Here is a 21,956-nt window from a genome sequence, read left to right as displayed (position 1 = left end):
ACGGCCCCCGCCCGGTCCGGCAACCCTTGCCGGCGGATGCCGCCCGGCCGAGGATGGCCGCATGTCAGAGACACGCAGCTGCGTCATCGCCGGAGGCGGGCCGGCCGGGATGATCGCCGGGCTGCTGCTCGCCCGCAGCGGAGTCGACGTCGTCGTGCTGGAGAAGCACGAGGACTTCCTGCGTGACTTCCGGGGCGACACCATCCACCCTAGCACTCTGCTGCTCCTGGACGAGCTGGGGCTCATGCCACGCTTCCAGGCGAGCGTGCCGCACCAGCGCGTCCAAGCGGCCCGGCTTCCTGCCGCCGACGGCGGCCGCGTCACCATGGTGGACTTCTCCCGCCTGCGCCATCCCTTTCCCTACATCGCCATGGCCCCGCAGTGGGACTTCCTGGACCTGCTGGCCGAGGCTGCCGCCGAGGAGCCGAGCTTCGAGCTGCGCCTGGGCACCGAGGTCACGGGGCTGCTCTGGGACGGCGCGGCGGCTGGGGGATCACAGCACGACGACGACGGCGCCGCCCAGGTCACCGGCGTGACGGTGCGTGGTCCGGCCGGAGATGAGCAGATCCCCGCCCTGCTGACGCTGGCCGCCGACGGCAGGACCTCACGGGTGCGTGAGGAGGCCGGACTCCCGGCGGTCTCCTTCTCGGTGCCGCTGGACGTCTGGTGGTTCCGGCTGGAGTCGAGCAGCCGTCTCGGCATGGCCGAGACGATACTGCCCAGCTTCACCAGTGCGTATCCGATCCTGCCCATCCCGCGCGGGGGCTACGTCCAGGCGGCCATGCTCATCCCGAAGGGCGCAGACGCCCGACTGCGCGCCCGCGGGGTGGAGGCTCTGCGCGAGGAGGTCGCGTCCGCCGTGCCTGACTGTGCGGAGGCGGCCAGGCGGCTTGAGCTGGAGGACGTGAAGCTTCTCGACGTGCGCATGGACCGGCTCACCCGGTGGTGGCGGCGCGGGATGCTGTGCCTCGGCGACGCCGCCCATGCGATGTCCCCGGCCGGGGGAGTGGGGGTCAACCTCGCTGTGCAGGACGGGGTCGCGGCGGCGACGCTGCTGGCCGGGCCGCTGCGCCGGGGTGTCATCACCGATGCGGACGTCGCCGCCGTGCAGCGCCGACGCATGCCGCCGACGCGTCTCACTCAGGCGTTGCAGTCCCAGATCCACCGGCAGCTGGAGGCCATGTTCGCCGCGGACGCCCCGCCGGAGGTGCCTGTGCCTGTGGCACGACTGATGCGCAGGGTTCCCCAGCTCAGCGGGCTGATGCCCTGGGCGATCGGCGTGGGGGTGCGCCCCGAACACGCCCCGGCATGGGCGCGGCGCTGAGAAGCGTCGCCGACGTCGTCAGTCCACCGTCGGCCCGTAGCGCCGGGCGCTGAAGTCCCGGAGCCGTGCCACCAGCCCTTCCAGCGCCTCGGCCGCATGATGGCCCCGCCGCCACGAGGCGTGCAGCCGGATGTGCAACGGGCGTCGGCCCTCTCCGCCGTCGGTGAGGATACGCAGCGGCACCAGGGAGAAATGGGGGTCGTCGGTGACGACGGCGGCGCCGCGGCCGGCCGCGGCCAGCGCCTGGGCGACGCGGCCGTGACGGACTTCCAGCAGGCTGCGCGGGGTGAGGTCGGCCAGGTCCAGGGCGGCGTCGAGCAGGCGGCGGGCCTTGAAGTCGGCGGCGGTGACCACCAGCTGCTCCTCCACCAGCTCCTCCAGCGGGATCTCTCCGCGATCTGCCCAGCGATGGTCGGCGGGTACATAGGCCCACACCGGCAGCTGGGCGATGAGCCGGGAGGCGACGTCGTCGCCGGGGGACTGGGGGGCGATGACCAGGTCATGGTCGGCCACCAGGCGGTGGGGGCGCTCATCGCCGCCGATCTCCACCACCGAGGGCACCGGATCCTGGTGGGTGAAGGTCGCCACGAAGGGGGCGACGACGTCGATGAGCGTGGTCCGCGGCGAGGCCAGAGAGACCTTGCGCAGCTCCCCGGAGGCCAGCCGGTCCGCGAAGTCCCGGGCATGGGCGTGCGCCTGCAGCACCGTGCGGGCGGTCTCCAGGAACTCACGGCCTTCGGGGGTCAGCCGCAGGCGTCCTTCGCCGCGGTCGAAGAGGGTGAGGCCCAGGTCAGCCTCCAGTCCGCGGATCTGCCGGGAGAGGGCGGGCTGGGTGATGTGCAGGGCGTCGGCGGCTGCGGAGACGCCGCCTTCTTCGGCGACGGCCACGAAATAGCGGAGCAGACGGGAGTCCATGCCTGGAAAGCATACCCGGCATCAATGACAGGCATTAGACGGCATGACCTGGATAGGGGACGATCACTTCAGGAGAACCATCGCCCCCGGCCGCGCCGACATCGGAGCCGGCCCGTCCCTCAAGGAGGACCCATGACCGCACTGCCCCAGTCCCGCCACCTGGCCACGGAGATCCCCGGCCCCCGGGCCAGCGAGCTGCTGGAGCGTCAGCGCGCCGCCGTGCCGGCAGGCGTGGCCTCCGTGATGCCCACCTTCGCCGTGCGCGCCGACGGCGGCATCATCGAGGACGTGGACGGCAACCGCCTGATCGACCTCGGCTCCGGCATCGCGGTGACCAACGTCGGGGCCTCCGCCGAGCGCGTGGTCGCCGGCGTCCAGGAGCAGGTCGCCCAGTTCACCCACACCTGCTTCATGGTCACCCCCTACGAGGGGTACGTGCGCGTGGCCGAGAAGCTCGCCGAGCTGACCCCCGTCGACGGCGAGGTCCGCACCGCCCTCTTCAACTCCGGCGCCGAGGCCGTGGAGAACGCCGTCAAGGTCGCCCGCGCCTACACCGGCCGCCAGGCGGTGGCCGCCTTCGACCACGCCTACCACGGCCGCACCACCCTGACCATGGCCCTCACGGCCAAGAACATGCCCTATAAGCACAGCTTCGGGCCCTTCGCCCCGGAGGTCTACCGGGCGGCCGGCTCCTACCCGCTGCGCGACGGGCTCGACGGCGCGGCCGCCGCCGAGCGGGCCATCGACCAGCTGGAGAAGCAGGTGGGCGCGGAGAACCTCGCCGCCGTCATCATCGAGCCGATCCAGGGCGAAGGCGGTTTCATCGCTCCGGCCCCGGGCTTCCTGCCGGCGATCGTGGACTGGTGCCGCGCGAACGGCATCGTGTTCATCGCTGATGAGATCCAGACCGGCTTCGCCCGCACCGGCCAGTGGTTCGCCTGCGAGGACGAGGGCATCTCCCCGGACATCATCACCACCGCCAAGGGCATCGCCGGCGGCCTGCCGCTGTCGGCGGTCACCGGCCGCGCCGAGATCATGGACGCCGCACACCCCGGCGGGCTGGGCGGCACCTACGGCGGCAACCCGGTGGCCTGCGCGGCCGCCCTGGGCGCCATCGAGACCATCGAGGCCGAAGACCTGACGGCCAAGGCACGGCGCATCGAGGAGATCGCCGCCGGTCGGCTGCGTGAGGCCCAGCAGCAGGACCCGCGCATCGGCGAGGTCCGCGGCCGCGGGGCGATGCTCGCCGTCGAGCTGGTGGACCCGGAGACCGGGGCCCCCGACGCCGCCCTGACCGGCGCCGTGGCGGCCGCAGCCCGCGCGGCCGGCGTCATCACCCTGACCTGCGGCACCTACGGCAACGTCATCCGCCTGCTGCCCCCGCTGACCATCGGCGAGGACCTGCTCACCGAGGGCCTGGACATCATCCTCGACGCGCTGGCCGCCGCCTGAGCTGACCGTCGGCCCCACCCGCTTCACACCACCCCTGGAGGACACCATGACCGAGTTCGAGGTCCGCAATCCCGCCACCGCCGCGGTGATCGACACCGTCCATGACCACACCGCCGAGGAGGCCGCCGCCCAGGTCGACGCCGCTCAGGCCGCCTTCGAGCAGTGGCGCACCGTCGCCCCGCGCAAGCGTGCGGAGATCCTGATGGCCGCCCATCGCGGCATGCTCGACGACGCCGAGCGGCTGCGTGACATCATCGTGGCCGAGAACGGCAAGTCTCAGGCCGACGCCGCCGCGGAGGTGGCCTACGCCGCCGAGTTCTTCCGCTGGTACGCCGAAGAGGCCGTCCGGGCCCCCGGCGAGTACGGCGTCGCCCCCGCCGGCGGCGTGCGCAACGTGGTGACCCGCCACCCGGTGGGCGTGGCGGTGCTCATCACCCCGTGGAACTTCCCGGCCGCCATGGCCACCCGGAAGATCGCCCCGGCGCTGGCCGCCGGCTGCACCGTGCTGCTCAAGCCCGCCAGTGAGACCCCGCTGACCGCCCTGGCGATCGCCGAGATCCTGCAGCAGGCCGGTGTTCCCGAGGGCGCAGTCCAGGTGGCCGCCTCCTCCAGCGCCTCGAAGGTGGTCTCCGCCTGGCTGGCGGACGACCGGGTCCGCAAGCTGTCCTTCACCGGCTCCACCGGTGTGGGACGCCGGCTGCTGGCCCAGTGCGCCGAGCGGGTGGTCAACACCTCCATGGAGCTGGGCGGCAACGCGCCGTTCATCGTGACCGCCGACGCCGACGTCGAGGCCGCCGTCGAGGGCGCGATGGTGGCGAAGTTCCGCAACTCCGGCCAGGCCTGCACTGCGGCCAACCGGTTCTACGTGCACGCTGACGTCGCCGAGGAGTTCGTAGCGGCCTTCGGTCGGCGCATCGAGCAGCTCCAGCTGGGCGACCCCGCCGCCGGGGCGGCCATCGGCCCGGTCATCCACGCCCGGGCGGCCGCGGAGATCCGCGAGCTGATCGACGGTGCGGTGGCGCAGGGTGCGCGGATCGCGCACCAGGCCGCGCTGCCCGAGGGCGAGGGCCTGGACCACGAGGCGTTCGTGGCTCCGACCCTGCTGGCCGACGTGCCGGCCGACGCCGACATCCTGGGCCAGGAGATCTTCGGTCCGGTGGCGCCCGTGGTGGTCTACACCGATGAGGAGGACATGCTCCGCCGCGCCAACGACGCCGAGGTGGGCCTGTCCTCCTACGTCTACGCCGGGAACCTTCAGCACGCGATGCAGATCGGTGAGAAGCTGGAGGCCGGGATGGTCGGCGTCAACCGCGGCATCGTCTCCGACCCGAGCGCACCCTTCGGCGGAGTCAAGCAGGCCGGCATCGGCCGTGAGGGCGGCAGCTTCGGGATCGAGGAGTTCACCGAGGTGCAGTACCTCAGCGTCGACTGGTCCGCCGTCTGATCCACGGCCCGACCCGCGGTCCGACCATGGATCTGGCCGCCGCCGTCCGTCCCGCCGTCTGTTCTGCCGTCGACCACGGCGGCACGGACGGCGGGACGATCACTGTCCAGCTGGATGAGCCGTCACCGAAGAGCCGTCACCGAACGGCCGTCACCGAGGAGCCGAGACGATGACTGAGACACACGCCGAGACGAGCACCGATGCGAAGGCTGCGAGCGGGACCGAGCGTGGCCCCGCCTACCGGACCCGCGACCCGCGCACCAATGCGGTGCTGGAGACCTTCGACGTCGTCGACGACGACCACCTCGAAGAGGCGCTGGCGGCCGGGCACCTGGCCTACGGACCGTGGAGCGGTCTCGACATCGAGGACCGTGCCGTGTTCGCCCATCGGATCGCCGACCTCTTCGAGGAGCGGCGCACCGAGCTGGCGGTCATCGCCTCCACCGAGATGGGCAAGGCGCTGGACCAGGCCGACGGTGAGATCCAGGAGTGCATCGACATCTTCCGGTACTACGCCGTCAACGGCCCGCACCTGGGCGCGGACGAGGTCATCAAGGAGGAGGCCGGGCGCCGCTCGGTGATCCAGAAGCGGCCGCTGGGTCTGCTGCTGGGCATCATGCCCTGGAACTTCCCCTACTACCAGATCGCCCGCTTCGCCGCCCCGAACCTGCTGCTGGGCAACACGATCCTGCTCAAGCACGCCGAGTCCTGCCCGAGGGCCGCCCTGGCGCTGCAGCGGCTCTTCGACGACGCCGGCCTGCCCGCCGGGGTGTATCAGAACCTGTTCGTCACCCACGAGCAGGTGGAGCGCATCATCGGCGATCCTCGGGTCCAGGGGGTGTCCCTGACCGGCTCGGAGCGTGCCGGCTCCGCGGTGGCCGCCATCGCCGGACGGCACCTGAAGAAGGTCGTGCTGGAGCTGGGCGGCTCGGATCCGCACATCTACCTCTCCGCCGACGACGTCGCCGCCGCGGCCCGTGAGGCGGTGGAGACGCGCCTGGACACCATGGGGCAGGCCTGCACCTCCAATAAGCGGCTGATCGTCGCCGACGACATCTACGACGAGTTCGTGGACACCCTGGTGGAGACCGTCGCCGGGCTGGAGCCGGGGGACCCGGTGGAGCCGCAGCCGGGACGCTACTATCCGCTGTCCTCGGAGGAGGCCGCCGTCGGGCTGCACGGCCAGCTGCGCCGCGCCGCCGAGCAGGGCGCGGTGATCCGCGCCGGCGGCGAGCGGCCGGACCAGCCCGGAGCCTGGCTGCAGCCCACCGTGCTCACCGACGTGACCGAGCAGATGGACGCCTTCCATGAGGAGCTCTTCGGTCCGGTGCTCACGGTCTACCGGGTGCGCGACGAGCAGGAGGCGGTGCGCCTGGCCAACGATTCACCCTACGGTCTCGGCGGCGCGGTGTTCTCCCAGGACCACGCGCAGGCGCTGCGCGTGGCCCAGCAGCTCGAGGTGGGCATGTCGAACGTCAATGTGGCCGGCTCCGAGGCCGCGGACATGCCGTTCGGCGGGGTCAAGCGCTCCGGCTTCGGCCGGGAGCTGGGGCCGCTGGGCATGGACGAGTTCGTCAACAAGCGGCTGCTGACCATCGTGGACCCGGAGATCGCGGGCGGCGAGGGCTGAGTCCCCTCCGCAAGATGATGTCACCGGCGCGAGTTGGTCCGGAGTTGGGGATACTCGAGTCGATCGAGTCGAGTATCCCCAACTCCGGACCACCTCACCTCGCGGGGGAGGGCCTCAACTCCGAGGAGGACAGGGCTGATGAGTTCGACGCCGACGTCGCCGGCGGGTGCTGGGCTGCTCGACCTGAGCCGGCCCGTCCATGACGCGATGATGGTCTACCCCGGGGACCCCTCCGTGGCGTTGGATCCCGCGCTCACGCTGGGCGACGACGGCGTCGCCGTCGCCCGGTTGTCCTGCGGCACCCACACCGGCACGCATCTGGACGCGCCGTCCCACACGGTGCCCGGCGGGCGGACGACCTCAGAGATCTCGCTCGAGGAGCTGGTGGGTCCCACCCTGGTGGTCCACGTCGAAGCCGACGCCGGCGAGCTGGTCACCGCGCAGCAGCTGGAGCCGCTGCTTCCGGGGCGAGTGCCGCCCCGGGTCTTTCTGAGCTTCGGCTGGGACACCTTCTTCGGCACGGACCGCGCGCCGGAGCATCCGGGGCTGAGTGCTGAGGCCGCTGCGCTGCTGTGGGCGCGGGGAATGCGGGTGCTGGGCACGGATGCGCTGAGCCCGGACCTGACGCAGGGAGCCGGCGACGCCGGTGATGACGTTCCAGACGGCGGCACCGAAGGCGACGACGCCGCGGCCGGCTTCCCGGTCCATGCGGTGGTGCTGGGGCAGGACGGGCTGATCGTCGAGAACCTCACCGGGCTGCGCGAGCTGCCGGCCGGTGAGCACCACATCGGGATCTTCCCGATGCCGCTGGAGGAGTGCGACGGCGCCCCGGCCCGCGTGGTCGCCTGGAGGTGACGCGCTCCCGAGGCTCAGGCCTGCTGACCCACCTGCGCGGCCAGCAGTGTGAGCTGCTCCGGATCTTCGAGCGCTGAGCCCACGGCCACCACGCGGACACCGGCGTCGAGGAACTCCTGAGCATTGTGGGCGTTCAGCCCGCCGGTGGCCACGAAGCTGACCTGGGGGAACGGGCCGCGCATCAGCGAGAACCACGAGGTCCCCAGCCAGGCCGCGGGGAAGGCCTTCACCCAGGTCAGTCCGAGCGTGGTGGCGGCCTGCAGCTCGGTGGGAGTGGCGACACCCGGCAGGAAGGGCATGGACTGCTGTGCGGCGGCGCGGATGAGCGATTCGTCGTAGCCGGGGGAGACCAGGTACTTCGCACCGGCTTCCTGTGCGGCGGAGATCTGGTCCTCCCGGACGATGGTGCCCGCGCCGACGGACGTGCCCCGCTCGGAGGCCAGGCGGGAGACCTCACGCAGGGCCGCATGGTCCTCGTCGGTCTGGAGGGGCAGCTCCACGGAGTCGATGCCGAGGTCCCAGGCCGTGGTGGCGAGCTCCACCGAGCGTTCCACTCCCATGCCGCGGAGGATGGCCATGACCGGAGCGGAGGCGAAGGCGTGATCGAACCAGGTGTTCTCCACCGGTGAGGATTTCGAGGTCATGCGGATGCTCCTTCGTCCAGGTAGTCAGTGGTGGTCTGCAGCGCCAGTGCGGCACGGCGGTGACCTGCCGTGAGACGCGCCGCGGAGGCTTCGCCGTCGAGCATCGCCGCGAGGTATCCGGCGGCGAAGGCGTCACCTGCTCCTACGACTTCGACGACGTCGGTCGGAATGGCAGGTTCGAAGACGCTCTGTTCTCCGGTGAACTCCGTGGCGCCGACGTTGCCGTCCTTGATCACCAGGGTGGGGACGTCGTCCAGGAGGTCGCGCACGGCCTCGGCCGTGCTCGTTCCCCACAGCAGCTCCGCCTCGTCACGGCCGACGAAGACGACGTCGGCCTGCCGGGACAGGCGCAGGAGGGTCGCAGCGGCGTCCTTGCGCGGCCAGAGCGGGGAGCGGTAGTTCACATCGAAGCTGACGGGGATGCCGGCCTCGGCAGCTCGCACCATCAGCCGGTCGATGAAGGTTGCCGCTGATGCGGACAGCGCAGGGGTGATCCCTGAGAGGTGCACCAGGACGATGTCGCCCAGATCCAGAGCATCGGCGTCGGCCACCGAAAGCCGGGAGGCGGCAGATCCCTTGCGGTAGTAGAGGACGCCGTGGCCGGGGTCTTTGAAGTACACCCCGGTCGGAGCCTCCGGGTCGAAGATCACCGGGGCGAGGTCCACGCCGCGAGCGGTGAGCACATCCGAGACTCGCCGGCCGAGCTCGTCGTCGCCGAGTCGGCTGAACCAGATGCTGCGGCGTCCGAGCTGGGCGAGGTGAGCGGCCACATTGGACTCGGCCCCGCCGACGTCGAGGGTGAACGCAGCGGCCGTGCGCAGCCTGTCCGTGCTGCTGGGGGTGACAAGGGCCATCGTCTCGCCCACGCACAGCACAGGAGAGGGTGTCGTCGTCATCGGGTGCCTTCTTCCGGTCTGGGGCTTCCACGGGCACGGTGTGCCCCACGGAGTCCGCCGGGTGGTTCAAGAGTTGCGGATGGTGTCCAGGTAGCTGTAGGCCGTGACCTTGGAGATGCCCAGGCGTTGGGAGACGCGGTCCACGGCGCGTTTGATATGGAACGCCCCGCGCGCTTCGAGCCTGCGCAGCACCGCGATGCGATCGTCTTTCACCATGACCGGCGGCGGCTTGCCGATCTCGGCGATGGCGGATTCCAGCATCCCGTCGAGGACGGCGTCGATGCTGGGGCCGACGATCTCCTCCGGCTCATCCTGCTGCTGGGTCGGCAGGAGGGAGGAGACGATCGAGCGGACGTTCTCCAGCGCGGTGAGGTCCACATTGATGCACAGTGCCCCGATGACAGAACCTGCGCGGTTCCGGTAGTACACCGAGGAGCAGTGCAGCTCCCGGCCGTCGGCGGTGCGGCCGCGGTAGCCGAAGGCGTCATGGTCGACTGACTCGTCCTTCAGCAGGGTCAGGCCACGGTCCGTCGAGGGCCCGCCGACGGACCTGCCGCTGACGTGACCGTTCTCGATGGCGTGAATGGTCTGGTCCATGTCGCGTCGGCTCAGGTCATGGAGGACCACCTCGCAGTGCTCCCCGATGGTGACGGCGACGGCCTTCATCACCGGAGCCAGCACCGCATGGAGCTCCTCGATGCTCTCGAACCGCGGCGAACCTGCCGTCACATCACTCACTGGATTCCTCTCGGCTGTGCGCTGACTCAGGGTGGTGTGGTCCATACGGTACCCCGTGGGCAGAGTCTCCGCCCTCATGCTTCAACGTAAAAGTTACATCAAGTGTATAGATTCTCGGTAAACCATGCGCTAGTCTCGATCCCGACACAGTGTTGCCCACGACACATCGACGGACGACGACAGCACGGGAGGCGATGATGCACGACCGACAGCTCATCCGAGGCGGGGACCTGCTCGACGGCACCGGACGTCCCCGCCGTCGTGCCGATGTCCGGATCGCCGGCGGACGGGTGGTCGAGGTGGGCACCGACCTGTCCCTCACCGAGGGCGAGACGCTGCGGGACACTACGGGACGCCTCCTGCTTCCCGGGTTCATCGACGTCCACTCCCACGACGACGCCGCCCTCCTCCGCCCCCGTGCCCTCGATCCGAAGATTTCCCAGGGGGTGACGGCCACCATCGTGGGCAACTGCGGCCACGGGTGTGCGCCCTCCGTCGCCGGTGGAGGCCTGGAGGACTACGCGAGGCCCGTGCTCGGCCCGTTCCCGGAGCAGGTGTTTCCCCGATTCACCGACTACCTCGACGTGGTGGAACGTTCCGCCACCGCACTCGACGTCATCGCCCTGGTCCCGCACGCGCCCCTGAGAGCCAGCGTGATGGGTATGGAGCAGAAGCCGGCCGATGCCGTCCAGATCCGTGAGATGGCCGCGCACCTGGACGAGGCGCTCAGCGCCGGAGCGGCGGGTCTCTCCCTGGGACTCATGTACTCCCCGGGGAGCGCAGCCGGGCGCGACGAGCTGCTGGCGCTCGCCCGGGTGGTGGCTCGCCGGGGCAAGGTGCTGGTGGCGCACATCAGGAACGAAGGCGGCAGGTTGGAAGGCTCCCTGGAGGAGTTTCTGGCCCTGGGTCGTGACGCCGGATGCGCGCTGCACATCAGCCATCTCAAGGTCACCGGTGCCGCCAACTTCGGCACGATGCCTCGGATCATCGACCGCCTGGAGGCCGCCCGCGCAGAAGAGATCGACGTCACCGTCGACGTCTACCCCTACACCGCCGGCAGCACCACCGCCTCCACGCTGTTCCCCAGCTGGACCACCGACCGCGGAACAGACTCGCTGCTGGAGGTCCTCACCGATCCGGATGCCCGGTCCCGGGCTCTCGAAGAGATGCGCACCCCGTGGGACGGGCCCCTGGAGAACCAATTCACCTCGGTGGGGCCGGAAGCGATCCTACTCGCCGGATTCAGCGATCCGCAGGCCCAGGCGTTCGACGGTCGGGCGCTGGCGGACATCGCCGCCGAACGAGGCGAGGATCCCGCCGAGGCGCTGGCTGATCTCCTGCTCGCGGAGGACGGAGTCCTCACCATCATCGTCCACCACTCGGACCCGCAGGGGATGCGGGAGGTGCTCAGCTGGCCCCATGCCTTCCTCGGCTCCGACGGCCTTCCCCGGGAGGAAGGGTATGTCCACCCGCGGCTGTTCGGCACGTTCCCCCGGGCTCTGAGCACGTATGCGTGGGCTGAGGGAGTGGTGCCCGCCGAGGAGGTCGTCCGGAGGATGACCTCGGCTCCGCGTGCGCGCTTCGGAGTCGCCGGCGGCTCCATCCTCCCGGGGGCACCAGCTGACCTGCAGATCATCGACCCTGCCACCTACATGGACCGGGCCGACTATCAGAACCCGCGGCGGGAGACACAGGGGCTCGACGCCGTGCTGCTCGGAGGCCGACCGGTCTGGCCACGGCCTCCCGAGGCGCCAGGCGATGCCGGTTCCGGCCCGGGACAGCTGCACCGCACCGGTCCTGTGGGCAGGTCGCTGCCGACAGGGCGCACCGGAGACGAGTAGGCCGACACACGTGAGGACACAGATGATGACGCAGCCCGTAACCGACACGATCCGAACCGCCGTCCTGGCGGAGCACGAGGCCCCCGGCCCGCGCTCCAAGTCTTCCCTGGGGAGACTCGAGCCCGGGAAGACCTTGAGCATCCGGGACGAGCTCCCGACGCCGATGCTGACCGTGGAGACCGAGGCGGTGGTCTCCAACATCGAACGCATGGCGTCCTGGATGGCCGAGCAGGGAGTCCAGCTGGCCCCTCACGGCAAGACGACGATGACCCCGGCTCTGTGGCGCGCCCAGCTGACCGCCGGTGCCGTGGGCATCACGGTGGCGAACTTCCCACAGGCCCGTGTGGCGGTGCAGGAAGGAGTTCCGCTGGTGGTGATCGCCAACGAGTTCCTCACGCCGCCAGGGCTGACCTGGCTGCGTGGCGTCCTGGAGGACGACGGGCCAGAGATCATGTGCTGGGTGGACTCCGTGCGTGCCGTCGAGCAGATGCAGGCAGCATTGGGCCGGACTCCACGTCCGGTGCAGGTGTGCATCGAACTGGGCATCCCGGGGAAACGGGCCGGAGTCCGGCAGGACGATGAGGTCGGCGAGATCGTGGAGGCGATCACGGCATCCGATGCCGTGGCCTTCGCCGGGTTCTCAGGTTTCGAAGGCGTGCTGCCCCCGGAGCGGATCGAGGAGGTCCGGGCGTTCCTTCGGCGCATGGCGCGGCTCTTCGAGCGCTATGCGGACCGGATGGAAGTGGATCATCCCGTACTCACCGCCGGCGGCGGGCTCTACTTCGACCTGGCGGCCGAGATTCTCAGGCCAGCGGCAGAGACCGCCGTCGGCGGGCGCGTGGTCCTCCGCCCGGGCTCCTACCTGCTTCATGACCATGGTCATTACGGGCGGCTGACCCCCTACCAGCTGCGTGCCTCTGGTCCGCAGCTGCGTGCGGCAGCCACGCTCTGGGCGCGGGTGCTCTCCACGCCAGAACAGGGACTCGCGATCCTCGACGCCGGCAAACGGGACCTGGCCTATGACATCTCCCTGCCCCGACCGCTGCGGATCCACCGGGCTGACGGGCGCATCGAACCGCTCACCCAGGCAGAGCTGGTGGACACCAATGACCAGCACGGTTACCTGGAGCACGCCGACCAGGAGATCGAGATCGGCGACGTCATCGAATTCGGGCAGTCCCATCCCTGCACGATCGCCGACAAATGGCGGGACCTGCTGCTGGTCACGGCCGTCGAGCCGGGCCACCTGCGCTGGGACGCCTCCGTCCGCACCAGATTCTGACGCCGGGCCTTCCCCGCCTGACGTCCCTCACATGTTTCCCGAGACAGTCCCCAACCCGAGCACTGAAAGGACAATGCTATGACTAAGAAGCCGATCATGACCCCCGAGGCCTGCCGTCCCGGAGGGCCGTACGCGCACGCCGTGCGTGCCGGCGATTTCGTGTTCCTCTCCGGAGCCACACCGCACCGGCCGGACGGCAGCCTGGTGGAGGGCGACTTCGCCACCCAGGCCAAGGTCACCTTCGACCATCTGGCCGCCATCGCCGCCTCCGCAGACGCGAGCCTCGATCAGGCCGTCCGCGTGGGTGTCTACCTGTTGGATCTGGGCAACTTCGCCGGCATGAACGAGCTCTTCCCGCAGTACTTCGGGGAGGGGCAGGTGGCTCGCACCACGCTGCAGGCGGATCTCCCCGGGTTCGAGATCGAGGTGGATGCCGTGCTGTACTCGCCCCTCTCAGGTTCCGAGGGGTGATCGCCAGTGGACATCACGCCGCACCCTGTCTACCTGGGTGTCTTCATCGGGTTCGTCGTCCTCATGCTGGTCGTCGGGATCCTGATCGCCCGGAGGACGAAGACCGGTGAGGACTTCCTGCTGGCCGGACGGAACCTCACCACACCGCTGCTGCTGGCCACCACGCTGGCCACCCTGGTGGGCACCGGCTCCAGTCTGGGTGCCGTCGGCTTCGGCTATGAGCACGGGTGGGCCGGGGCGCTCTACGGCATTGGCGGGGCCACCGGCGTGCTGCTCCTGATGCTGCTCTTCGCCGGTGTCCGGAAGCATGGCTTCATGACCTACTCCGAGGAGGTCAGCTTCTACTACGGAGCGGACCGCAAGGTGAAGGGCCTCGTCGCCGTGGTCCTCCTGCTGGCCAGCGTGGGGTGGCTGGGCGCCCACATCATGGGCGGATCCATCTACCTGACCTACCTGACGGGAATCGACATCACCCTGTCCAAGGTCATCGTCGCCCTCGGCTTCGGCATCTACACCGTCGTCGGCGGCTACCTCGCTGTGGTGATCACCGACGCCATCCAGGGGACGCTGCTCTTCCTGGGCTTCACCGGCCTGGCAGTGCTGGCCGTCGTGACGCTGGGCGGGTTCTCCGGCCTGGATGCTGCCTCTGGCGAAGAGGCCATGGGCTTCCTCGGCCTGGAGGCCATGGGGCCGCTGCCGGCTGTGTCCTTCGCCGCCGTCATCGCCGTCGGAGTGCTGGCCACACCCTCGTTCCGGCAACGCATCTACTCGGCGCGGAACACCCAGGTGGTGCGACGCAGCTTCCTCTGGGTGGCGGGGCTGTTCGCCGCATTCGCGGTGATGCCCGCGCTCGTCGGTATGGCCGCCTACAGCCTCAACCCTGACCTGGCGTCACCGGACATGGCGTTCCCGTATCTCGCCACCGAGGTCTTCCCGCTGGCTGTGGGTGCGTTCCTGCTGGTGGCGGGTCTCTCGGCGACCATGTCCTCCGGGGACTCCGACGCGGTGACGGCCGTGACGATCCTGCTGCGCGACGTCGTGCAGATGGTCACCGGTCGGATGCCGAAGAAGGAGAAGATGGTCCTGTACTCACGGGTCGCGCTGGTCTGCGTGCTGACGCTGGCGCTGGCCGGTGCGTTGATCGCGGACACGGTCATCGGGTACATCACCGCGATGATCTCGACGATCCTCGCCGGGCTCTTCGTGGCCTCCGTGCTGGGGCGCTTCTGGTCGCGTGCCACCTGGCAGGGCGGGATGGCGGCGATCGTGGCGGGCTCCGCCACGTCCCTCACCGTGCAGGCCAACGACACCTGGATCGAGTTCTGGGGCGGTCCGGTGTTCCCCTCCCTGGCCGTGGCCACGGCGGCCTGCGTGCTTGTCAGTCTGATCACTCCCCGGTCCCAGGTCTCCGAACAGGAGGCCCTGGACCAGCTCGCGGCGGAGCGGGCGCAGATCGACGTCGGCACTACGGTGCGGGCGGACGCATCCTGACTCGGCGCCAGGGCGTGAGATGACGGCCTGACAACCCGCTGAGTTGGTCTGGAGTTGTGGGTACTCGACTCGATCGACTCGAGTATGCACAACTCCAGACCAACTCAGCGCAGGGGCAGGGCCCCAGGGCTCTCCTCGTGTCGGAGGGCCGCGGGGCCGACGTCTGCAGAGGTGTTTGGGTACGCCGACGGTGTGGTGAGGTGGTCTGGAGATCTAGGGACACTCGTGACGTTGGCGACGCCGCCCGCGGTCGAGTCGCAGACCAGTAGCCGACGGGTCCTGCGCGACTCGCGTCACGTCATGTCGGGGTCCGCGAGCTCGATGGGATCCCGACGGAACATCCGCGTCGTCCAGAGCAGATAGGCGAATCCGACGGCCACCCAGATGCCCCCGACGATCTTGGCGCTGGGTTCGAGGCTGAACCACAGGGCGACGTTGATGAGCAGTCCTATGCTCGGCAGCGCGACCCAGCCGAAGGCGCTGCCGTTGCCGGTGGGCCGGACGACCCGGAGGTACGCCGCGATGACCGAGGCGTTCACGGCGGCGAAGGCGATGAATGCACCGAAGTTGATCAGCGAGGCAGCTGCCTCCAGATCGAGGACGAGCGCGGAGCAGGCCAGAATCGCGATGAAGAGGATGTTCATGACCGGAACCTGAGTGGTGGGCGAGAGGCGACCGAACATGCCCCGCGGAATCATGCCGTCCCGGCCCATCGCGAACAGCAGACGGGCTGCCGTCATCTGCTGTGTCAGACCACAGCCGAGGACGGCGAACATGTAGCCGGCCACGAAGAGCGCCTGGAACGCCGCACCGCCGATGTGTCGGGCGATCTCCGGAGAGGCGCTGACGATGTCGTCGACCTGCGAGACGTCGGGGAAGATCACCTGCATCAGGTACGTCGTGACGATGAAGAAGGTCCCCGCGCCGATGACAATGATGAGGATGGCCCGAGGGATGTCTCGTCGCGGGTGGACCGCCTCTTCGGACATGGTCGTGACAGCATCAAAGCCGAGGAAGGAGAGTGCCAGCAGCGAGGCTCCGCTGATCAGGGCGGCGGTTGGCACGTCACCGGGTGAGAACGGCGTCATGGACAGTTCGTTTCCACTGCCCGCTGTGACGATGTTCCGCACGGCGAACACGATGAAGGCTCCGGCCGCCGCGATCTGCACCAGGACGAGCAGCAGGTTGGCCCGGGCTGCCAGGTGCACTCCCAGTAGGTTGAACAGCGTGCACACCGCGATGGTGGACAGCACCCAGATCCAGGAGGGCACCCCCGGAAGGACCGCAGACATGTAGATCGCCGCCAGCAGCGCATTCAGCATGGGCAGCAGCAGGTATCCCAGTGTCGCGGACCAGCCGACCAGGAAGCCTACGGAAGGGTTCAGAGTGCGTCGGGCGTAGGTATAGGCCGATCCGGCGCTGGGGTGGAGGCGGCACATGCGCGCATAGCTCAGGGCTGTGATGAGCATCGCCGCCATCGTGATGAGGTAGGCCAGCGGTACGCGACCGTCGGTCGCGAAGGCCACGATGCCGAACATGTCGAAGACAGCCATGGGGGCCATGTAGGCGAGTCCGACGAACACGATGTGCTGCAGGCGCAGCGTTCTGCGCAGCGGTGGGGTTTCTTGGTGGACTCGGGCATCCTCAGCAGCGGACGCCGGGGCGCTCAGCTTCCGCGGTCTCGTGCCCGGCTTCTGCGGTTCAGGCGTGGTCACCTGTGGTTCGGAGGTGGGGTCCTGTGGCATGACGGCGTCTCTCCCTCGAGCGATGGAATCTGATGCGAGTGGTGGCTGGGATCAGTGCGCTGAGCAGGCGCCCAGCGGCGCGGGGTCTGCAGGCGTTGCGCTGGTCGCGGCGGCGTCGTGGACGATCTCACCTCCGACGATGGTCAGGGCGGCGTGCTGCTCCAGCAGTGCCGCGGGCTCTTCGGTGTGCCGGTAGAGGTCGTCCGACCAGACGACGAGGTCAGCTCGGGCCCCGAGTCGAAGGGCTCCCAGCTGCTCTTCGGCATGCCAGGCCCACGCGCCTTCGGCGGTGTATCCCTGCAGGGCCGCGTCGAGGCCGATCCGTTCGGCCGGAGTCCAGGTGTCCGCACCGTCCAGGCTGGCCCGAGTCAGGGCTGAGTAGATCCCGACCAGCGGGTCCATTTCGCCGACCTGCCAGTCGCTGGACAAGGCCACATGCGCTCCTGACTCCATGAGCGATCGGATCCGCCACGCCCGGCCCCAGCGCTCTTCGCCCACATTGTCCATCCATGTCCCGCGGATCAGGTCCGGGGAGGCGTGCCGTGGCTGCATGGCCGCAGTGACTCCCAGGGCGGAGAAGCGCGGAAGGTCAGCAGGGGCGAGGCATTCGACGTGCACGATGCCGTGGCGACGGTCGACGGTTCCGTTGGTCCGCTGGGCCTGTTCGATCGCATCCAGAGCCAGACGTACGCCGCCGTCACCGGTTGCGTGGGTGTGGGTCTGGAATCCGAGCCTGTCCAGTTCGGTGATGATCCGGGTCAGCTCGCCCAACGGGGCCGAGGGATGCCCTCGATGACCGGGACGGTTCGCGTAGTCCTCCAGCATCCATGCGTTGTGCGGTTCGATGACGTCATCGGCGTAGAGTTTCACCGGACCGAAGCGCAACCTGTCTGAGGCCGGGACGACGTCGGCGGCCTCCCGCAGCTCTCGGCGGAATGCGGCGTCGGCGTCGATCGGATGGAACAGCGCGCCGATGACTCGAGAGGACAGACGCCCTTCGGATTCGGCGCGCAGCAGCAGTGCCTGCTCTGCCAACGGCACCTGGGGCTCCACCACAGTGGTGATGCCGGACCGAGTGGCCATCTCCAGGCTGCCCAGGAGCTTGCGATAGCGGCGCTCGGGGGAGTACATCGGGATGTCACGCTGCAGGGCTGCGAGCCCGGCGGTGGTCATCGCACTGGTGTAGAAGTCGGTGATCCAACCCGTGGGTGCACCGTCGGTGTCACGTTCGGGCACGCCCCAGGCGAGCTCCGCGCCGTCGTCGATGCCGAGTGCGCGCAGCGCGACGTCATTGAGCCAGACCGAATGCTGATCGTAGGTGGTGACGAAGACGGGGCGGTCGGTGAGGCCTACCAAGTCGTCCGCACGGGGACGTCGGCCGGCGACCACCGAGTACACCGCGTTCTCGGCGCAGATCCAGTCCAGGTCCGGCCGTGAGAATGCGAGCCCGTGGATCCGGCGCCGTACCTCGTCGAGGGTCTCCGCCCCTTCCAGGCTGACGGCGTCCGGGTCGAAGCCGAGCAGCAGGTGATTGTGGCTGTCGATGAGGCCAGGGGTGATCAGGGCCCCGTCGGCGCTGTGCACGCGGTGGGCGGCGGGGGCGTCCTGCGAGTTCCCGATGTAGGTGATGCGGTCCCCGGTGATGCCCACCGCCTGAGCCCAGGGGAGGTCTTGGGCGAAAGTGCGGACTCGCGCGTCGGTCAACAGCAGGTCGAGCATGGTGGTCCCTTCAGGTGGCGATCCAATTCTTTGACGGTGGCGTCAAATAATTGGACGAAGAGTGACATGCGTCATGCGGTACTGTCAATGAATGGCCCGTCCCAGAAACCAAACGCAGCGCAGGCAGGACCTCATCGCCGCGACGATCGACACCGCTGGACGCAAAGGACTGCGGGCCCTGTCGATGACCGATGTCGCGGAGGAGGCGGGGCTGACCAGGGGAGCTGTGCTCTATTACTACGAAGACCTGGAGTCTCTGCTCGTCGAAGCGCACCGGGCAGGGATCGAGCGACTTGGGGAGCGGCGAGACACACTCGTCCGGGGTGTGGACTCGTCGGCGGAGCAGCTGGCCGTCGCGATCCGCACTGGGCTGCCGGATGGGCCTGAAGACGCGCTGATGCGGCTGCTCTACGAGTTCGACGTCCTGGCGGGCACCTCACAGGTGCACGATGAGCTCGTGGAGGCGCTGTACCGGCGCCAGCTCGCCACCTATACCTCGATCCTTCAGCGAGGGGCAGCGTCAGGGGACTTCGCGCCACGGACAAGCATCGAGACCCTGGCCATGAATCTCGTGGCGCTGGAGGATGCCTATGGTCTTCACATCGTAGTCGGGAACAGCCTCATCACCGTGGAGATGGCGGAGAAGGCGATGCGTGAAGCCGCCGCCGGGCTGGGGGCACCACCGGGGGACACCCCCTGAACGTGCCGGCCGAGCCGGCGGGTGACGGGGCCCATCGGGAGACTGCCTCGACTGCCCGGATCGCGTGGTCGCCGGGATCCGCTGTCAGCGTGGCGAGTTGGTCTGGAGTTGTGGGTACTCGACTCGATCGACTCGAGTATGCACAACTCCAGACCAACTCAGCGCAGGGGCAGGGCCCCAGGGGTGCAGGGGCAGTGCCTCAGGAGTGTAGGGGTCAGCGCTGCAGGAACGCGGCGAACCGGTCGGCGTCGATGTTGCCGCCGGTGGCGACCGTCAGGACCTTCTTCCCGCGCAGATCCTCCAGCAGCCCCTGCTGGAAGGCGGCGACGCCGACCGCCCCGGAACCCTCGATCATCTGCCGGTGATGCCGGGCGAGCCAGGCGACGGCCTCAGCGATGCTGTCCTCGGAGACCGCCGCGAAGTCGTCCACATGCTCCAGCACGACCTGCAGGTTCAGCTCTCCGATGTCTCCGGGCAGGCCGTCCGCCCAGGAGGATCGGTAGGGGACGTCTACGCGGTGCCCGGCGGCGAAGCTGGCGCCGAACTTCGCCGAGACCTCGGGCTGGATCCCGATGATCCGGATCTGGGGGCTGATGGCCTTGGCCGCCACCGCGATCCCGGAGATGAGTCCGCCGCCGCCCACGGGCACCACGATCGCCTCCAGGTCGGGGTGCTCCAGCAGCGCCTCCAGTGCCACGGTGCCCTGTCCGGCGATGATGCGGGGATCGTCATAGGAGTGCACGTAGACCGCACCGCGCTCCTCGGCGAGCGTCCAGGCGTGCGCCTCGGCGTCGTCATAGGAGGAGCCGCGGACGATCAGCTCCGCCCCGAGCGTCCGCGCCCCCGCCTTCTTGGTCTCCGGAGTGGTCTCCGGCACCACGATCGTGGCCGGCACCCCCTGGGCCGCGGCCGCCCAGCTCAGCCCCTGGGCGTGATTGCCCGAGGAGGCGGTGACGACGCCGCGGGCGCGTTCCGCCTCCGAGAGCGAGTCCACGGTGTTCAGCGCTCCGCGGGCCTTGAACGAGCCGGTGACCTGCTGGTTCTCCCATTTGATGAGCACCTCGGCGCCGGACTCTGCGGAGAGCGGACCGGAGGCCTCCACGGCAGTGGTACGCACCCGACCGCGCAGGCGGCGGTGGGCGGTGACGACGTCGAGCAGGCGCGGAGCACGGTTCATGGGACCTCGTTCTCAGGGAGACGGTTCTCTAGCGGAGGGCATTCGGTGGGTACTCGGTGGTACTCGGTGGGGCGGTGCGGATCTGGGGGCGATCCGGGCGCCGACGCCCCAGCCGCGGGAGGCGGCCGGGGCGTCGGCGGGGCTCAGGCTTTTCAGCCGGAACGATCAGTAGAACAGGTGCGCCAGCCCGATGATGATCGGCAGGGTGATCAGGGTGCGCAGCAGGAAGATCGCCGCCAGGTGGTGGAAGCGGACCGGGATCTTCGAGGCGAGCAGCAGACCACCGACCTCGGACATGAAGATCAGCTGGGTGACCGACAGACACCCGATGATGAACCGGGTCATCTCCGCCTCGATGCCGGTACCGATCAGGGCCGGCAGCAGCATGTCCGCGAAGCCGATGAACAGGGTCTCAGAGGCCGCCGCGGCCTCCGGGACGCCCATCAGCTCCAGGACCGGCACGAACGGTGCGCCCAGCCAGGAGAACAGCGGCGTGTGCTCGGCGATCAGCACCGCCACGGTGCCCACGGCCATGATGATCGGGATGATGCCGATCCACATCTCCAGCACGTTGGAGCCGCCGCGCCGGGAGATGTCGCTCAGCCGGGAGGACGCCGCCCGATCCAGGGCCGCGCCCCACGCACGCCGGATCATCGGCGGCTGGGAGGTGGAAGAGCGGGAGCCGGAGGACGCCTCGGACCCGGCCGGGGCCTCGGCGGCCGAGGCGGCCACGTCGGCCTGGTGCTCGGTGTCCCCGTGCTGATCGGCCTGGTGCTCAGCGGCGACGGCGGCCTCGGTGCCGCCCTGGGGGATCCAGTCGGCGTAACTGTCGCTGAATCGGGAGAGCGGCGGGATGCGGGGCATGATGACCGCGGCGGCCAGGCCGGCCACCACGATGGTCGCGTAGAAGGGGGCGAACATGTGCTGCAGGCTCAGGTAACCCATGATGACGATGGTGAAGGTCAGGGAGACCACGTTGAACGTGGTGCCCAGCACGGCGGCCTCACGCTTGGTGTAGTAGCCCTGCACGTACTGCTGGTTGGTCATCAGCACACCGATGGTGGCGTCGCCCAGCCAGGAGGCGAGGCTGTCGATGGAGGAGCGCCCCGGCACGGTGAACAGCGGACGCATCACCTTGGTCAGCATCACCCCGGCGAATTCCAGCAGCCCGAAGTTCAGCAGCAGCGGCAGCAGGAAGCCGGCGAAGAAGAACACGGTCACCATGAAGGCGGCCAGCCCGAAGATCAGGCCGCCGGTGTCCTCGTGCCACAGCCACTCCGGCCCGACCTGCAGCACGGTCAGCAGCCCGAAGATCAGGCCCAGGATGCGCAGCCCGAACCACACGGGTGTGGTGGAGAACAGTGCGCGCACCAGCGGGCGCTCCCGCAGGTGCTCGGGGAGGGCGCGGAAGAGGGAGGTGCCGAGCACCGAGACCGCCATCACGCCCACGGTCAGCCAGGCCAGGGCGTCGCCCAGCCCGGCCTCGGTGGCGCCGGCCAGCCAGGCCACCGGGATGGTGATGGATCCCTCCCCATCCGGGATGGGCACCACGAAGATCATGATCCCCAGCAGGGATGGGATGAGGAACCAGGGGGCGGCTCGTCGAGTGGTTGTCTGTGTCATGGCAGGTGA

General features: G+C 69.4%; 18 protein-coding genes. 10 read left to right on the top strand and 8 right to left on the bottom strand.

What is annotated here, in order from left to right; genetic code table 11:
- Positions 1 to 61 precede the first annotated feature (61 nt).
- On the top strand, positions 62 to 1,324 hold the full coding sequence (locus ABD658_RS09825) for an FAD-dependent oxidoreductase (RefSeq protein WP_344680810.1): 1,263 nt from the start codon (positions 62 to 64) through the stop codon (positions 1,322 to 1,324).
- An 18-nt stretch (positions 1,325 to 1,342) separates the two neighbouring features.
- On the opposite strand, the gene ABD658_RS09820 is transcribed toward ABD658_RS09825, so the two are convergent.
- A complete protein-coding gene (locus tag ABD658_RS09820; protein ID WP_344680808.1) occupies positions 1,343 to 2,239 on the bottom strand; it encodes a LysR family transcriptional regulator in 897 nt (298 codons plus the stop codon).
- 132 nt (positions 2,240 to 2,371) lie between these two features.
- On the opposite strand from ABD658_RS09820, the gene gabT reads away from it, so the two are divergent.
- From gabT to ABD658_RS09800, 4 genes are all read left to right on the top strand, one after another.
- A complete protein-coding gene (gene gabT / locus ABD658_RS09815) occupies positions 2,372 to 3,691 on the top strand; it encodes a 4-aminobutyrate--2-oxoglutarate transaminase (RefSeq protein ID WP_311025328.1) in 1,320 nt (439 codons plus the stop codon).
- Between the two features lie 46 nt (positions 3,692 to 3,737).
- Positions 3,738 to 5,135, top strand: a complete 1,398-nt coding sequence (locus ABD658_RS09810) for an NAD-dependent succinate-semialdehyde dehydrogenase (RefSeq protein ID WP_344680804.1) — start codon at positions 3,738 to 3,740, stop codon at positions 5,133 to 5,135.
- 169 nt (positions 5,136 to 5,304) lie between these two features.
- Positions 5,305 to 6,765, top strand: coding sequence for an NAD-dependent succinate-semialdehyde dehydrogenase (locus tag ABD658_RS09805; protein ID WP_344680802.1), 1,461 nt, complete (start codon positions 5,305 to 5,307; stop codon positions 6,763 to 6,765).
- 138 nt (positions 6,766 to 6,903) lie between these two features.
- A complete protein-coding gene (locus tag ABD658_RS09800) occupies positions 6,904 to 7,620 on the top strand; it encodes a cyclase family protein (protein ID WP_344680800.1) in 717 nt (238 codons plus the stop codon).
- 14 nt (positions 7,621 to 7,634) lie between these two features.
- On the opposite strand, the gene ABD658_RS09795 is transcribed toward ABD658_RS09800, so the two are convergent.
- From ABD658_RS09795 to ABD658_RS09785, 3 genes are all read right to left on the bottom strand, one after another.
- The gene (locus ABD658_RS09795) at positions 7,635 to 8,264 is read right to left on the bottom strand and encodes a bifunctional 4-hydroxy-2-oxoglutarate aldolase/2-dehydro-3-deoxy-phosphogluconate aldolase (protein WP_344680798.1); all 630 of its coding nucleotides are present in this window, start codon (positions 8,262 to 8,264) and stop codon (positions 7,635 to 7,637) included.
- A complete protein-coding gene (locus ABD658_RS09790; protein ID WP_344680796.1) occupies positions 8,261 to 9,160 on the bottom strand; it encodes a sugar kinase in 900 nt (299 codons plus the stop codon). Before ABD658_RS09790 ends, ABD658_RS09795 begins: the two co-directional genes overlap by 4 nt.
- 66 nt (positions 9,161 to 9,226) lie before the next feature.
- Complete coding sequence (locus ABD658_RS09785) at positions 9,227 to 9,898, bottom strand: helix-turn-helix transcriptional regulator (RefSeq protein ID WP_344680794.1); 672 nt, start codon at positions 9,896 to 9,898, stop codon at positions 9,227 to 9,229.
- Positions 9,899 to 10,092: 194 nt separating this feature from the next.
- On the opposite strand from ABD658_RS09785, the gene ABD658_RS09780 reads away from it, so the two are divergent.
- From ABD658_RS09780 to ABD658_RS09765, 4 genes are all read left to right on the top strand, one after another.
- Positions 10,093 to 11,739 (top strand): N-acyl-D-amino-acid deacylase family protein, encoded by a 1,647-nt coding sequence (locus tag ABD658_RS09780; RefSeq protein ID WP_344680792.1) that lies wholly within the window; start codon positions 10,093 to 10,095, stop codon positions 11,737 to 11,739.
- 25 nt (positions 11,740 to 11,764) lie between these two features.
- The gene (locus ABD658_RS09775) at positions 11,765 to 13,021 is read left to right on the top strand and encodes an alanine racemase (RefSeq protein WP_344680790.1); all 1,257 of its coding nucleotides are present in this window, start codon (positions 11,765 to 11,767) and stop codon (positions 13,019 to 13,021) included.
- A gap of 78 nt (positions 13,022 to 13,099) precedes the next feature.
- Positions 13,100 to 13,492: a RidA family protein gene (locus ABD658_RS09770; RefSeq protein ID WP_070161474.1), complete on the top strand. Its 393-nt coding sequence runs from the start codon at positions 13,100 to 13,102 to the stop codon at positions 13,490 to 13,492.
- Positions 13,493 to 13,498: 6 nt separating this feature from the next.
- Positions 13,499 to 14,983, top strand: coding sequence for a sodium:solute symporter family protein (locus ABD658_RS09765; protein WP_344744401.1), 1,485 nt, complete (start codon positions 13,499 to 13,501; stop codon positions 14,981 to 14,983).
- Between the two features lie 293 nt (positions 14,984 to 15,276).
- Here ABD658_RS09765 and ABD658_RS09760 read toward each other — a convergent pair whose 3' ends face one another.
- Together ABD658_RS09760 and ABD658_RS09755 are read right to left on the bottom strand one after the other, a co-directional pair.
- Positions 15,277 to 16,698, bottom strand: coding sequence for an APC family permease (locus ABD658_RS09760; protein WP_344744399.1), 1,422 nt, complete (start codon positions 16,696 to 16,698; stop codon positions 15,277 to 15,279).
- An 81-nt stretch (positions 16,699 to 16,779) separates the two neighbouring features.
- Positions 16,780 to 18,447 (bottom strand): amidohydrolase, encoded by a 1,668-nt coding sequence (locus tag ABD658_RS09755; protein ID WP_344680784.1) that lies wholly within the window; start codon positions 18,445 to 18,447, stop codon positions 16,780 to 16,782.
- Positions 18,448 to 18,538: 91 nt separating this feature from the next.
- On the opposite strand from ABD658_RS09755, the gene ABD658_RS09750 reads away from it, so the two are divergent.
- On the top strand, positions 18,539 to 19,147 hold the full coding sequence (locus ABD658_RS09750; protein ID WP_344680782.1) for a TetR/AcrR family transcriptional regulator: 609 nt from the start codon (positions 18,539 to 18,541) through the stop codon (positions 19,145 to 19,147).
- Between the two features lie 214 nt (positions 19,148 to 19,361).
- Here ABD658_RS09750 and ABD658_RS09745 read toward each other — a convergent pair whose 3' ends face one another.
- Both ABD658_RS09745 and ABD658_RS09740 read right to left on the bottom strand, forming a co-directional pair.
- On the bottom strand, positions 19,362 to 20,324 hold the full coding sequence (locus ABD658_RS09745; RefSeq protein WP_344680780.1) for a threonine ammonia-lyase: 963 nt from the start codon (positions 20,322 to 20,324) through the stop codon (positions 19,362 to 19,364).
- 165 nt (positions 20,325 to 20,489) lie between these two features.
- Positions 20,490 to 21,947, bottom strand: coding sequence for a YjiH family protein (locus ABD658_RS09740; RefSeq protein WP_344680778.1), 1,458 nt, complete (start codon positions 21,945 to 21,947; stop codon positions 20,490 to 20,492).
- Positions 21,948 to 21,956 lie beyond the last annotated feature (9 nt).

The organism is Nesterenkonia aethiopica, assembly GCF_039534665.1.
Lineage (GTDB): Bacteria > Actinomycetota > Actinomycetes > Actinomycetales > Micrococcaceae > Nesterenkonia > Nesterenkonia aethiopica.
The sequence above is the reverse complement of the archived record's forward strand: the minus strand, read 5'-3'. Positions and strand labels throughout refer to the sequence as shown.

Excerpts from the sequence above, each read along its gene's own strand:
- ABD658_RS09795 (WP_344680798.1), bottom strand. The coding sequence starts at position 8,264 with ATGACCTCGAAATCCTCACCGGTGGAGAACACCTGGTTCGATCACGCC.
- ABD658_RS09750 (WP_344680782.1), top strand. The coding sequence starts at position 18,539 with ATGGCCCGTCCCAGAAACCAAACGCAGCGCAGGCAGGACCTCATCGCC.
- gabT (WP_311025328.1), top strand. The coding sequence starts at position 2,372 with ATGACCGCACTGCCCCAGTCCCGCCACCTGGCCACGGAGATCCCCGGC.
- ABD658_RS09740 (WP_344680778.1), bottom strand. The coding sequence starts at position 21,947 with ATGACACAGACAACCACTCGACGAGCCGCCCCCTGGTTCCTCATCCCA.
- ABD658_RS09820 (WP_344680808.1), bottom strand. The coding sequence starts at position 2,239 with ATGGACTCCCGTCTGCTCCGCTATTTCGTGGCCGTCGCCGAAGAAGGC.
- ABD658_RS09825 (WP_344680810.1), top strand. The coding sequence starts at position 62 with ATGTCAGAGACACGCAGCTGCGTCATCGCCGGAGGCGGGCCGGCCGGG.
- ABD658_RS09770 (WP_070161474.1), top strand. The coding sequence starts at position 13,100 with ATGACTAAGAAGCCGATCATGACCCCCGAGGCCTGCCGTCCCGGAGGG.
- ABD658_RS09810 (WP_344680804.1), top strand. The coding sequence starts at position 3,738 with ATGACCGAGTTCGAGGTCCGCAATCCCGCCACCGCCGCGGTGATCGAC.
- ABD658_RS09800 (WP_344680800.1), top strand. The coding sequence starts at position 6,904 with ATGAGTTCGACGCCGACGTCGCCGGCGGGTGCTGGGCTGCTCGACCTG.
- ABD658_RS09780 (WP_344680792.1), top strand. The coding sequence starts at position 10,093 with ATGATGCACGACCGACAGCTCATCCGAGGCGGGGACCTGCTCGACGGC.
- ABD658_RS09790 (WP_344680796.1), bottom strand. The coding sequence starts at position 9,160 with ATGACGACGACACCCTCTCCTGTGCTGTGCGTGGGCGAGACGATGGCC.
- ABD658_RS09775 (WP_344680790.1), top strand. The coding sequence starts at position 11,765 with ATGACGCAGCCCGTAACCGACACGATCCGAACCGCCGTCCTGGCGGAG.
- ABD658_RS09805 (WP_344680802.1), top strand. The coding sequence starts at position 5,305 with ATGACTGAGACACACGCCGAGACGAGCACCGATGCGAAGGCTGCGAGC.
- ABD658_RS09755 (WP_344680784.1), bottom strand. The coding sequence starts at position 18,447 with ATGCTCGACCTGCTGTTGACCGACGCGCGAGTCCGCACTTTCGCCCAA.
- ABD658_RS09745 (WP_344680780.1), bottom strand. The coding sequence starts at position 20,324 with ATGAACCGTGCTCCGCGCCTGCTCGACGTCGTCACCGCCCACCGCCGC.